General features: G+C 50.0%; 10 protein-coding genes. 4 read left to right on the top strand and 6 right to left on the bottom strand.

Features of this window, described 5'->3' with window-relative positions:
- Positions 1-14: 14 nt before the first annotated feature.
- Together gmhB and ACE3NW_RS08760 are read right to left on the bottom strand one after the other, a co-directional pair.
- On the bottom strand, positions 15-647 hold the full coding sequence (gmhB, locus tag ACE3NW_RS08765; protein ID WP_374282473.1) for a D-glycero-beta-D-manno-heptose 1,7-bisphosphate 7-phosphatase: 633 nt from the start codon (positions 645-647) through the stop codon (positions 15-17).
- A gap of 202 nt (positions 648-849) precedes the next feature.
- Positions 850-1,251, bottom strand: a complete 402-nt coding sequence (locus ACE3NW_RS08760) for a MucR family transcriptional regulator (protein ID WP_374282471.1) — start codon at positions 1,249-1,251, stop codon at positions 850-852.
- Positions 1,252-2,387: 1,136 nt separating this feature from the next.
- Between ACE3NW_RS08760 and ACE3NW_RS08755 the strand changes: the two genes are divergently transcribed.
- Positions 2,388-3,338 carry a TrkA family potassium uptake protein gene (locus tag ACE3NW_RS08755; RefSeq protein WP_374282469.1) on the top strand — a complete coding sequence of 317 codons (951 nt, stop codon included), beginning with the start codon at positions 2,388-2,390 and terminating at the stop codon, positions 3,336-3,338.
- Positions 3,339-3,475: 137 nt separating this feature from the next.
- Here the strand turns inward: ACE3NW_RS08755 and ACE3NW_RS08750 are convergent, their stop codons facing one another.
- The gene (locus tag ACE3NW_RS08750; RefSeq protein ID WP_374282467.1) at positions 3,476-5,227 is read right to left on the bottom strand and encodes a methyl-accepting chemotaxis protein; all 1,752 of its coding nucleotides are present in this window, start codon (positions 5,225-5,227) and stop codon (positions 3,476-3,478) included.
- 333 nt (positions 5,228-5,560) lie between these two features.
- On the opposite strand from ACE3NW_RS08750, the gene ACE3NW_RS08745 reads away from it, so the two are divergent.
- Positions 5,561-6,166 carry an RICIN domain-containing protein gene (locus ACE3NW_RS08745; RefSeq protein ID WP_374282465.1) on the top strand — a complete coding sequence of 202 codons (606 nt, stop codon included), beginning with the start codon at positions 5,561-5,563 and terminating at the stop codon, positions 6,164-6,166.
- 652 nt (positions 6,167-6,818) lie between these two features.
- On the top strand, positions 6,819-7,172 hold the full coding sequence (locus ACE3NW_RS08740) for a DsrE family protein (RefSeq protein WP_374282463.1): 354 nt from the start codon (positions 6,819-6,821) through the stop codon (positions 7,170-7,172).
- Between the two features lie 76 nt (positions 7,173-7,248).
- Here the strand turns inward: ACE3NW_RS08740 and ACE3NW_RS08735 are convergent, their stop codons facing one another.
- The 3 genes from ACE3NW_RS08735 to ACE3NW_RS08725 all read right to left on the bottom strand — a co-directional run bounded on the left by ACE3NW_RS08735 (position 7,249) and on the right by ACE3NW_RS08725 (position 9,705).
- Complete coding sequence (locus ACE3NW_RS08735; RefSeq protein WP_374282461.1) at positions 7,249-8,136, bottom strand: glycosyltransferase; 888 nt, start codon at positions 8,134-8,136, stop codon at positions 7,249-7,251.
- A gap of 242 nt (positions 8,137-8,378) precedes the next feature.
- On the bottom strand, positions 8,379-9,146 hold the full coding sequence (locus ACE3NW_RS08730) for a hypothetical protein (protein ID WP_374282459.1): 768 nt from the start codon (positions 9,144-9,146) through the stop codon (positions 8,379-8,381).
- A gap of 85 nt (positions 9,147-9,231) precedes the next feature.
- Positions 9,232-9,705, bottom strand: coding sequence for a TspO/MBR family protein (locus ACE3NW_RS08725; protein ID WP_374282566.1), 474 nt, complete (start codon positions 9,703-9,705; stop codon positions 9,232-9,234).
- Positions 9,706-10,027: 322 nt separating this feature from the next.
- Here ACE3NW_RS08725 and ACE3NW_RS08720 point away from each other — a divergent pair, with 322 nt between their 5' ends.
- Positions 10,028-11,260: a radical SAM protein gene (locus ACE3NW_RS08720; RefSeq protein WP_374282457.1), complete on the top strand. Its 1,233-nt coding sequence runs from the start codon at positions 10,028-10,030 to the stop codon at positions 11,258-11,260.
- Positions 11,261-11,548: the final 288 nt, after the last annotated feature.

The raw sequence follows: 11,548 nt of genomic DNA, 5'->3' as shown, positions 1-11,548 counted from the left end.
ATATGCTGTTTGACTTACAGCGCGGTTCTGCCGGGGCATGCCCCGCCGCAACTGCCGCCTGGCAGTTTTGTAAGCCTGTGCGCGCGCATCTCTGGCGCGAGTATGTGTACCCCCGCTGCGGGCAGATGCGGCACGACCGTAACGCCCTCTGGCACAGGCACGTCACTCTCGTAGGCCCCAACTGGGGGCCGCAACAGCACACAGCTGCACCCGGCCGCCAGGCCCGCCTGCACATCGCGCACGCGGTCGCCTATCATCCATGAGCGGGCAAGGTCGATATTCATCTCTGCCGCAGCACGCAGAATCAGCCCGGGTTCCGGCTTGCGGCAATCACATGGCCCCGTGATCTCTGGCAGATGCGGGCAATAATACCAGGCATCTATCACGGCGTTTTGAGCAGCAAGATCCTCTCGTATCCAGGCTTCCAGCGCACGCAGGTCTTGCTCGCCAAACATACCCCTGGCAAGACCAGACTGATTGCTCACCACCACAAGCAGATACCCCACGGCATGGAAGCGCTTGAGCGTTTCAACAACGCCCGGCAGCCATTGCCAGTCTTGTTTGCGGTGTACGTAGCCGGTGTCCCTGTTCAGCGTGCCGTCCCTGTCAAGAAAGACAGCGCGGCGCGGTGCTTCCGAAATGCTCATAAATACTTGTCCTTTAGGGCTGCCTGATGTCGCGTGCGGATTCAGCTGCAACTTTGTGCGAAAAGGCAAAAAATTGCAAAAGGCCCGCCCGTACAGGCATGCTCCCGGTCGTACCAGCCAAACGGCCCGGTTTCAGGCAGTCTTGCCACCAGCATGTGAACATTCGGATATACAATAAGGATACTCAGGCATCTGCCAATGCCTACTTCTTTGCGCTCATCCTGCGTTCCCACAGTTTCATGTCGTTCATCTTTTTGCGGCGCTCACGTTGCAGGGCCTTGCAGGCCAGCGGCGCGCCCTTTTTGAAGCCCCACTTTTCAAGATATTCCTCGGTGGTGAGGCCGTGCGTTGCCAGATGACGTTTAGTCAAAATTTTAAAGCTCTTACCGCACTCAAGGCAGGTAACGCTTTTTTCCTTGATTGACTTTCTGGCTTCAAGCACAACACCGTCAAAATCAGGCTCGCATGCTGCTTCGCCCATAGCCACAGCGCGAATGCTGACGGCTACCTTTTGAACATATGCTGTGATTTCTTCAGCGCTCATAACCCTCACGCCTGCCTGCGCTTTAGATATTTCTAAAGCACCCTTTAAAAAATCGTCCATCTTGTCTCCGCGATATATTAAGTTAAAAAGCTTTTGAACTACAAGGTTTCAGCACAAACACTATTTCGATAATGCAATTTGTGTCAACCCAATTAACGAGAAGGGCTATCTTAATTAAATAGGCAAGCTTGCAACGTATAGAGAACAATATACGCAGTGGCTAAAAAATACCCTATTCATATTTCGAGATATCTATAGATTACAAGAAGCAAATCCTACCCCACATAACTGTAAAATTAAAAATAGCCTTTAAATGAATGGCAAGATAGAAAAAAATTATTATCTTTTAACATTCGAAGACAATAAAAAATAAGAATATATATTATTAAATTACATTATTGTTTTAACATACAATATTGATTAACCAAAAAAGGCCAAAAATGACTGGTTCACCAACTAGTTTCAAAGATTAGATACAATTTAATTTAATTTTTTTATTAAAATAATTATTTTAAATTAATATAAATCGGTTCAAACCACAACCATTGCATAGTGTCATACCAATCAATTGCCACTTGTATGCAAAAAAATTTATGTCATAACTTTTTTTGACAACCTTGAACCCATGCAGATAAGGATTGTCATTGACACTCGCGCTTCTCGCAACAACAGCTATCAGGCCCAATGAATCCCTTTTCATATCACAACTTAAAAATTCAAGTGTCTGTAATTCCGCGTGTTACAAAGCATCATTGCCAGACATGTTAATTTTTTTAACATCAATCTGCCACAATAAATTTATTTTTAAATAAATATCAATATTAAAAACTATATTTTAATCATATAGCTAAATTACAGCAATGCCAGAAGATTATTGATGCGCACGCAACAAATTTTACTGCGCCCCACCTGCACGCAATGCCAAGAGTATATTGATACCCGATATTCAAAAATAATCACTTCCCATCCGGCATATTCTGTTGAAATATTGCCTGTTCACTCGTAAACACAGGTTACGCTACATACAGAACTAGCTACATGCCTCGCCGAAGGTCGCTTCGCATGGCAAACAATGCATCGCAAGAAAAGCAGGCTGCAACACGATGAAACAAAGCGCAAGAAAGTGACTCTATCTACGCATGCTACGCCTCAGACAGCGTCTTGGAATTTTTTGGCCCATATTACTGAATGGGACTGTGCTTCTTTTCATATTTGTACTTGGCAGCCTGGGATACATGTACATTGAAGGCTGGTCGTTATTCGACGGCTTTTACATGGTTCTTATCACCCTTTCTACCATAGGATTTGGCGAAGTATATCCGCTTGACCATGCAGGCAAGCTGCTTACCGCCGGGGTGATTATTTCTGGTGTCGTCTATTTTGCCCTTCTCATCGGCTATTTTGTGCAGCTGGCATCTGAAGGGCGCGTTTTTCAAATGATGCGGAGGCGCAGAGTGGACAAGGCAATCGCGGCACTTTCAGGGCATTGCGTTTTATGTGGATACGGCCTTGTGGGCCGTGTGGTAGCTGCCGAGCTTGCCGCAGACGGCGTAGACGTTGTGGTGGTGGAAACAGACGACAAAAAGGCCGAAGAAATTGAAAGCGCCGGCTATTTTCTGGTGCTTGGCGACGCCACATCAGACAATGTAATGATGCGCGTGGGCCTGAGCAGGGCAAAGGCGCTTGTCGCCTCCATGTCCAATGACCCTGCCAACGTGTATGTGGTGCTTTCAGCACGTGCCATGAATCCTGACCTGTATATTGTTTCTCGCGCCAGCGACAACCGCCATATCAGCAAACTCAAAACCGCCGGGGCCAACCGGGTCATACTGCCCCACATGATTGGCGGGCAATCCATTGCCCAGGCCATTCAGCGGCCGCTGGTCGAATCGTTTATGCACCGCAGCAACGCTAACGACGAGGTGCTGCTTGACGAGTTTGTTGTTTCCGACACCTCGCCCCTGGTGGGCAAAAGCCTGGCAGAAGCAGCCCTTACCAAATCACATGATGTGATCATACTTGCCATCAAAAACCAGGAAAACCCCATTCTGCAAAAGACACGCGCCGACACTGTGGTTCAGGCGGGCGATGTGTTGCTGGTGGCGGGCTCAAAGGCGCATCTGCAAGGCCTTAACGAAATGATGTAGCACCTGACAGCAGTTCCTTTGCGGGGCGTGCCACGGGCTGGGGCTTACATGGCTGCCGTCCGATGGCTACCCGTCCAATGGCCGCTGCCTTGTAGGGGCCCCCATGAAGGGCCCCGGGCACTACAAAAAACAGTCGTTTAGCCCTGATCTTTCATATCGGCGATAAGGCTTTGCAACACTTGCGACTGCTGGGCCAGATCGGCCACAGCCTTTGCGGCCTGCTCCATGGCTTGCGCCGTTTCTGAAGAAATCGTCGCCACCTGTTCCACAGAGCGGTTGATTTCCTCGCTGGCGGCCGACTGCTCTTCGCTGGCAGTTGCTATGGACTGCACCTGTTCGTTGACCTGCTGCACATATTCAAGAATCTGCTTGAGGGACTCGCCCGACCGGATCGAAAGCTCATTGGCATGCGCTATGGAATCACCGGCCTTGTCCACGTTGGCGATATTTTTTCTGGTCCCTTCCTGAATTCCTTTGATGGCCTGCCCTACCTCCTGGGTAGCAGACATGGTCTTTTCTGCCAGTTTGCGCACTTCGTCGGCCACCACGGCAAATCCACGCCCGGCATCACCGGCCCGCGCGGCTTCGATGGCTGCGTTGAGGGCAAGCAGATTGGTCTGATCGGCAATGTCGGCGATCACGTTCATAACCTGACCGATTCCAACAGCCTGCTTGCCCAGCTCGTCCATATCCTGCTTGATGGCCACGGACTGTGTGTGTACATCTTCTATGCCCTTGACGGCATTACTCACGATCTGTGCGCCCTCCAGAGCCTGCTTGTGCGCCTTGCCAGATACATCTGCCGCCTGCTGGGCATTTTTGGCCACCTCAAGCACGGTGGCGTTCATCTGCTCCATGGCTGTGGCCGTCTCACGCACACGGGCGGACTGCTCGTCTGCTCCACGGCTCGACTGTTCCACCTGAGCAGAGAGTTCTTCCGAGGCTGATGTAACAATCTCTACCACTCCCTCAAGCTGCCTGGCGGCCTGCAACATACCCTCGGCCCTGGCTCGCTCGGCCTGCTTGCGGGCTTCTTGCGCCTCTGCCGTGGCCTGCTGGGCTTTTTCCGATTCTTCGCTGGCTTCGCGGCTCTTTTGATCGGCTTCGGCGATCTTGCCCTTGAGGGTTACCACCATGCGCTTCATGGCGCCGAAAACACCCGCTTCTTTTCTGGCGGGGTTAAACTGAGCCTCCAGGTCACCCCCGGCTATGCGCAGGGCAAGAGCTGCAAGCGAGGCTGGCTCGTCGCCCAGTTGGCGAAGCATGTTGCGTGACAAATAACCGCCCAGGCCCAGCCCCAAAAGAACCGACAACACAACGCCCACAACCGTTACATTTCTGGCAAGCAGGTAATCTCCACGGCTCTGCTGGCTGACCTGCTGGGCAAAATCCATTTTTGTATCTGCCACTTTTCTGATGGCTTCAGCCAACTTGCGAACTTTTAGCCGCCCCTCTGTGGATGAAATCTGCTGCGCCTTGGCATTCATGGCAGGGTCGGTGGTGCTGCCCAGCTCTACAACTTTTTTATGTACCTCACGCCAATCCTTGATGACAGGTGACAGCTGTGAAATTAAAAACTGACCCTCGGACGAAATAAAGTACTTTGGAAGTTCCTTGATATAGGTATCAAGAGCGGAATATTCTTTGTGCAAGGCTTTGAGCTGTGCCTGGTTTTCTGCTTCAGATGTGCTTATGATCAGGTCTTTCTCTTCACGTACAATTCTCAGCACGCAAATATTTACATCTTTTATTATATCAAGCCCTGTCATATGAACATTGTATAATTCATCAACATCGTCGGAAATATCGCTCAGTTCGGAAACCCCAAACGAGCCCACCGCCATCGTAAACAGTGAAAGTATCAAGCACAGGCCAAAAATTTTCTGCATAGTAGAAATTCTTACCATCAGAACCCCCCTGCTGTAATTGATTATTGCCACCGATGCTGCACCCCAAAATTCAGGTATTCAATAGATGTATTTCTCGTCAAAAAAAGTTATCAGTTTATGGCATTTTTAAAAAAAATATCGATTTGCCAAACAAATAAATATTTCTGGCATAGTGCGCCGCACGTGAACAGTTATGGCAACAAACAGGCCTATGCAGGCAAGGCTTGAATTGAAGTTTGCAACAATCCGATGTGATTGGTATGAACAATAAAATGTGCAGCATTATCACCTTGTAATGCGGCACATTTTATCTTGGCCCCTGAAGAGGAAGCAATGGATATTCGAAAAAAAATGTCGTTGAGCCCGGCGGCTCTTGCCCTTGCGGCAATACTGCTGGCCCAGATCAGCCTTTTGCTGCCACAGCTGGCATTCTGCGCAGTTATCCCCGACGGCACGTACCTGATTCAGATGGCAGACAGCGACCATGTGGTATTTTTTTCAACAGCCGAAAGCCCGCCCCGTGTCACGCTGAAAAAGCACTCCACCTCGGCAGCCTGGCGTTTCGAACATATGGGCAACGATTATTTTAAAATAACAGAACAAAAACAGTATCTTGTTCTTGATTCGTACAGAAGCGAGAAATACAATGGCGTGCCGATCATCACGTTTCCCTGGCACGGAGGAAAAAATCAACGGTGGAAGGTGTTGGCCAAGGGGGAGTATTACAGCCTTATCAATCAGGAGACAGGGTTGGCCCTTGACCTGAAAAATAACGAACAAAATGTCGGAGGAGTTTTTCAGGGGTACAAGGCAAACGGCTCAAGAGGCCAGCTTTTTCGCCTTACCCCGACCAGCGGAGCTGCGCCCCGGCGCGAGCAGAACAGCCCCCACGCAGAAGACCAGATAAAATCCTTTAGCAGCGGATCTGCGGCGCAATAAGAGTGCGCGCTACAATAAGTGCTAATTCTGCAAAATTTAACAGCCGAAGGCGCGCAGCAGCCTGTTGCGCGCAGCATAAAACACGTGCTGACAACGCAGCAACCCAATGCCCTGCGTAAAAAAAGCACAACAACCCCGCTTGCTCAGCCCTTTAAAAGCAGTGATGCGCGATCAGCCTGGTTGGGAAACATGTCGGTAGGCACGGCTTCCCGCCCCAGTTTTTTGCAGACCATATACCGCGCACAATTTTTAAAATCGCCTTCGCAGTATGTTTTTTTCAAAAGTGTAGCTGTGCCGGGTTTGTTGGCCATCTTGTCATTGAAAAAAATACATTTGGCAATATTTTCGCAGGCCATATTCTACCCCCGATTTAGTGTATGATAACATGCTACTTCACTGCGCATTTTAGGGCAACACACAACCCTGCAATTGTGCATGCCTACACAGGCAACAGGCAATAATCACGGTTAAAATTTATTTGGCACTTCTGCCTTGCCTGCCGCCCGGCACAGCCAATGCCTTGCGGCAACGCTGCTTGCCACCATGGGCGCACTTTCCACGCTTCATAACCTTGTGAACAACTCTGTTGTCATTCCTGCTGGCCGGGCGTATCCCCACGGTGCGGCAATTTATATCTATCTGGAGGCTTATTATGAAAAAGTTTCTTTTTGTGCTTTCTCGTGGCCCAGAGGATTCCACTCGCGCAGTGCGTTGTTTTCAGTTTGCCAAAATCGCGGCAGAAAAAGGGCACGACACCACAGTTTTTCTTGTGGATGATGCTGTGTACCTTGCCAACCTTGGCATGGCCGAAAGGGTAAAATGCCCCACAGGCGATGAACTGCTGCCCTACATGAAGGTGATGCAGGAAAAAGGCAAAATACTTGTGTGCAAGCCCTGCGCTGCCACCCGCATGATCGGCGAGGACGACCTCCCCGCAGGCTTTAGCATCAGCACCGGCGTTACACTTATAGAGCTGGCAGAAGACGCCCAGGTTTTTTCGTTTTAAGCATGCCCCAATATGCAGTAAAGGCCCGCTTTTGCGGGCCTTTTACATTTTTATGGGCAACGTGGGAGCAAACAGCCTAGCCTTCAGCGGTCTGTTCAGAATCCTGCTCTGCGGCTATATAGTGCTGGATAAAATCTTTCCGCTCTGCGGCGTAGCGCATTTCTGCTTTCAAATAGGCCGGGTCGGGATAAAAATCATACGTGCCGTCCGGGAGACAGCGCGGCAAAAACTTGCGTTCAACGCGCAGGGGCCGAACGCCAGAAAAATAGAGCGCGTTGTGGAAATAGAACATGCCCCTGTACTCGGCGGAAAGTCCGTTTGTCTTGCGAATTTCGTCGTCAAGCAGGGCATTTTCTCTGTAGAGCGCGTGCCGATGCCGAATATACCTCTCGCTGTTGGCCATATACAGATTTTTCAGCCCCGCCGCCTTGAGCCGCGAGCTGAAATCTGAATCTTCGATACCGTACAGGCCGTAGTCTTCATTCCAGAAACCCAAAACCTCGTGGGTGGCCTGCGGAACAAGAATGCACGATCCCACGCTGTATTCTACAGCAAAGCTGGCCGCGCCTTCCGGCACGTCCGGCCACGCATCTTCAATATAATAGCCAACGCAGCCAATATCAGGAGCAGATTGCGCCGCTTGCAAAAGAGTTGTCAGCCAGTCTGCGCGCAGAACTTTAACGTCGTTGTCCAGCTTGACATAATACCGCGCTGGCACGGCAGCCCAGCCAAGATTCGCGGCCACAGCCACACCCATATTCCGCTTGCACAACAGCAGCGAATCAATGACGCCTTCAGCATGAAGCGCCTTAAGACATTCAACAGAACCATCGACGCTGTTATTATCAACAACAGTCAGATGCCAGCCATCGCAATCTGTATTTTTCAGCGCGTTTATGCAATTGAGCGTAGACTGACACCTGTTAAATGATGTTACGGTCACATTTACAATGCATTCTGACATCCTGTATCTCCAAGCCCGCCGTGACGCTCAACGCAACAGCAAAAATCTATAGGCTGCGCCGTAAAAATCCATTTCGGCTACATACGCAAGCAACCATTACAATGAGGCCTGCAACATCTACGGGCATCAGTATAGCCTCAGCAAACACTATCAATTCAGCACATTTTCACTTGAAAAAAATGCAAGGAGCAGCCCAATCTACACAGATCGTTTATTAACGTATGCACTGCAACCAGACAAGTTCAGGAAGTGGTGGAAACAATACTTCCAATGTCACGCAACAGCGGGTCTTCCTCACTCGGCATGGCATCCTTGGCGGCTTTTGCCAGCATGTCTGCCTGCTTCACCAAAAAATCAGATTCACTCGCGTAAGCCTTTGAGAGCGCATCATTGCCACTATAAATTATGTTGGCAGTATTCACATTTGTAGAAAGGGTGCTGATGAGCGCATCAAGGTCCAGTGATGGACTGCTCAAATCTACGCTGGCAAGAGCATTGAGGTACGACATATCGTTCAGGGTAAATTTTGAATTATCGTACCCGGCCTGAATCTTCAGAGATGCAGAATTTCCATCGCTGCTGACAGTAAGCCGGCTGTCACCTGTCCAGCCAGACTTATCCAGCAAGGAAATACCATTATATTTTGAGTTGGATATGATCGCGGTGTTTTCTTGGGCAAGAGCCTTGAATTTAACGCTGTCTGCCGCGCCCTTGGTTGAATCGGCCTTTACCTCTTGGGCAAGTGCCAACATATCTGTCAGGTTGCTGAGAATTGTCGAGGCCGAATTTGCAACGATACCAGCCATATTTGAGGCTTCTGTGACATTTTTTGCCCCCTGGCGCAGCATGGTCGAATCACTTCGAATACGACCGGTCAGCGCGGCGGCCATCATTTCTTTGCCCGATCTTTGCTGAATAACGGGCATGGGCTGCGGCATACCCTCCAGCATAAGGCTCAGACTGCCACTTTTCAAAAATGAATAGGCCATAAGCTGATCAAAAAAATCCATCTGGCACCCCACATCCGTAAATGTATCTGCACCTGATCAGCTTATCGGCGAAATTTCAAAAATACTTAGCGTGCAGCCCGCCTTTTCAGAGTGGCGCATTCATACGCCACAGCGCCCACGACAGGGCAGTGGCAAAGCACACCCAACACGCATACGGAACCATGAGCATGCCACCGATCACAGAAATGCGGGACATAACAGCCACACAGGCCCAAACCACAACAGCCAATGCGCCACAGGCAAAAAAGGGGGCAAAACCAGCAGGGTACAACCAAAACACCACGGGCCAGGCGGCGTTGAGCCCCAGTTGCACCCACCAGCCAGCAAGGGCCAGGCTGTATGTCCGTGCAGGGCGCGTTGCCCTGTTTTTCCAAACCAGCCACATAGCAACGCTCATGAACACATACAGCAGAGTCCACATCGGGGCGAATAGCCATCCAGGTGGGGCCCAAACAGGTTTTGCCAAAGCTGCGTAAAATTCGGTAATGGTGGCTAGCGCGGTAAAGTGCGCACCCACAACGGCCGCAGCACACGATGCCAAAAGATACACAAGCAGCATAATCACCGACAATTTTCTATCTTGGGGAACATTCATAACCACCGCCGTTATTGTGTCGCTGATGCTTCAAGCAAACCGCTCAGAAAATGTATGGCATAGCGTTGAGGTGATATTTCTATCCACCCTAAATTTTTGCCTGCGCAATGGCAAATAACGGCAAAAATGATGGCAGCAATAATTCTCTGGACCAACATCGGTTCCATCATTTGGCAGGCAGGCAAGGTCGTGCCCCCATGTACGGAGCTAGTAAATTTACGCAGTGGCGCACGAATGCACAACAGTAACGTCCATTGAGCGCAACCATCAAGGCAGGAAAAGCCCAATGCATTATGTAAAGGTAAAGGGAATCTTATCCGCAAAAAATGGCATGAATCTTTATCGCGGCTGCTCACATGGATGCATATATTGTGATTCGCGCAGCACTTGCTATGGAATGGAACATGATTTTGAAGACATAGAAGTCAAGGAAAACGCCCTTGAACTCCTAGAAAACGCTCTGCAACGCAAACGAAAAAAATGCATGATTGGCACGGGTTCAATGACCGATCCGTACATTTCGGCAGAAATGAAGCTCGAAAGTCTCAGAAAATCCCTTTTGCTCATACATGAGTATGGCTTCGGATTTACCGTTATAACCAAGTCAAATCGCATTCTGCGAGATATCGATCTGCTGCAAAAAATTCATGCCAGGGCAAAATGCGTTGTGCAGATAACCCTGACAACCTACGATGAAAATTTGTGCAAAAAGCTGGAGCCCAACGTATCAACCACGGCAGAGCGCTTCAATGTTCTTCTTCGCCTGCGCGATGCAGGCATTCCCACGGTGGTATGGCTCTGCCCCATTCTGCCTTTTATAAATGATACCGAAGAAAATATCTCAGGAATTCTGGATTATTGCACAGAAGCTCAAGTGCGCGGCATCATCTGCTTTGGAATGGGGGTGACACTGCGCGATGGCAATCGCCAATATTTCTACAGCCAACTCGATCGGCACTTTCCCGGCATGAAGGAGCGATATGTGCGCACGTATGGTACAGAATATATATTGAGCAGCCCCAACAACAAATATCTCATGGAAATTTTTAATCGTCGGTGCGCCCAACAAAAAATAATGCACGATCCAGAGCAAATTTTTCGATACCTGAACACCTTTGACGAAAAGCAGGCGTGTATGGGGCTGCGCCCCCTTCGCGGCCCCCCTTGCATCCCCCCCGAAGCACCCCCAAGAAGGTTTTCAACTTCCTTCAGGTGGCGAGGGCACGCGTCTTGCGCTGCGGGAGCTTCCCTCACTCGCTCCGCTCGCTCAGGTGATCTCCCTCCGCGACGCGTAAATGCCATAGCCCGCTGCCGCGTTGGACAGACTCCGTTTCAGCCTAATACGATGGGATCGTCCACCCACTTTGTGCCGCGCTTTTCCCCCTTCCCTCGCGCACCTTGCTTGCCAGAAATTCAGTGCACTCAAGAAGTTGGTCTTCCATTGGCGGTTTTAGGACTTTACCCGGAGATTTTTGCACATCCCTCGCACACCATGATTGTCAGAAATTCAGGACATTAAATTATTTGGCCTTCCATTGGCGGTTTTAGGACTTTACCCGGAGATTTTTGCCCTAAACGCGCCCTTGCCTTTCGCCGCGCCAAGAAAGTTGAGCGCCAACGTCCTCATTTATGATGGCAGATTACCGTGTCACCCAGCGGAAGTGATCAAAACCGGGTCGTGGCGTCGCCCACTTCTCTCTGCGACATTCGCCACACTCCTGCACCAATAAATCTGCCAAGATATATTGACCTGTGTAGTTTGGCCCAAGATTAATTGGCCTGTGCAGTTAGGCCTACCCTGCCTTTC

The sequence above is a fragment of the Desulfovibrio sp. genome (genome assembly GCF_041907885.1).
Lineage (GTDB): Bacteria > Desulfobacterota > Desulfovibrionia > Desulfovibrionales > Desulfovibrionaceae > Desulfovibrio.
The sequence above is the reverse complement of the archived record's forward strand: the minus strand, read 5'-3'. Positions and strand labels throughout refer to the sequence as shown.

What these genes read in the sequence shown, in the direction of transcription:
- gmhB (WP_374282473.1), bottom strand. Translation starts at nt 647, where the DNA reads ATGAGCATTTCGGAAGCACCGCGCCGCGCTGTCTTTCTTGACAGGGAC.
- ACE3NW_RS08760 (WP_374282471.1), bottom strand. Translation starts at nt 1,251, where the DNA reads ATGGACGATTTTTTAAAGGGTGCTTTAGAAATATCTAAAGCGCAGGCA.
- ACE3NW_RS08750 (WP_374282467.1), bottom strand. Translation starts at nt 5,227, where the DNA reads ATGCAGAAAATTTTTGGCCTGTGCTTGATACTTTCACTGTTTACGATG.
- ACE3NW_RS08745 (WP_374282465.1), top strand. Translation starts at nt 5,561, where the DNA reads ATGGATATTCGAAAAAAAATGTCGTTGAGCCCGGCGGCTCTTGCCCTT.
- ACE3NW_RS08740 (WP_374282463.1), top strand. Translation starts at nt 6,819, where the DNA reads ATGAAAAAGTTTCTTTTTGTGCTTTCTCGTGGCCCAGAGGATTCCACT.
- ACE3NW_RS08735 (WP_374282461.1), bottom strand. Translation starts at nt 8,136, where the DNA reads ATGTCAGAATGCATTGTAAATGTGACCGTAACATCATTTAACAGGTGT.
- ACE3NW_RS08730 (WP_374282459.1), bottom strand. Translation starts at nt 9,146, where the DNA reads ATGGATTTTTTTGATCAGCTTATGGCCTATTCATTTTTGAAAAGTGGC.
- ACE3NW_RS08725 (WP_374282566.1), bottom strand. Translation starts at nt 9,705, where the DNA reads ATGCTGCTTGTGTATCTTTTGGCATCGTGTGCTGCGGCCGTTGTGGGT.
- ACE3NW_RS08720 (WP_374282457.1), top strand. Translation starts at nt 10,028, where the DNA reads ATGCATTATGTAAAGGTAAAGGGAATCTTATCCGCAAAAAATGGCATG.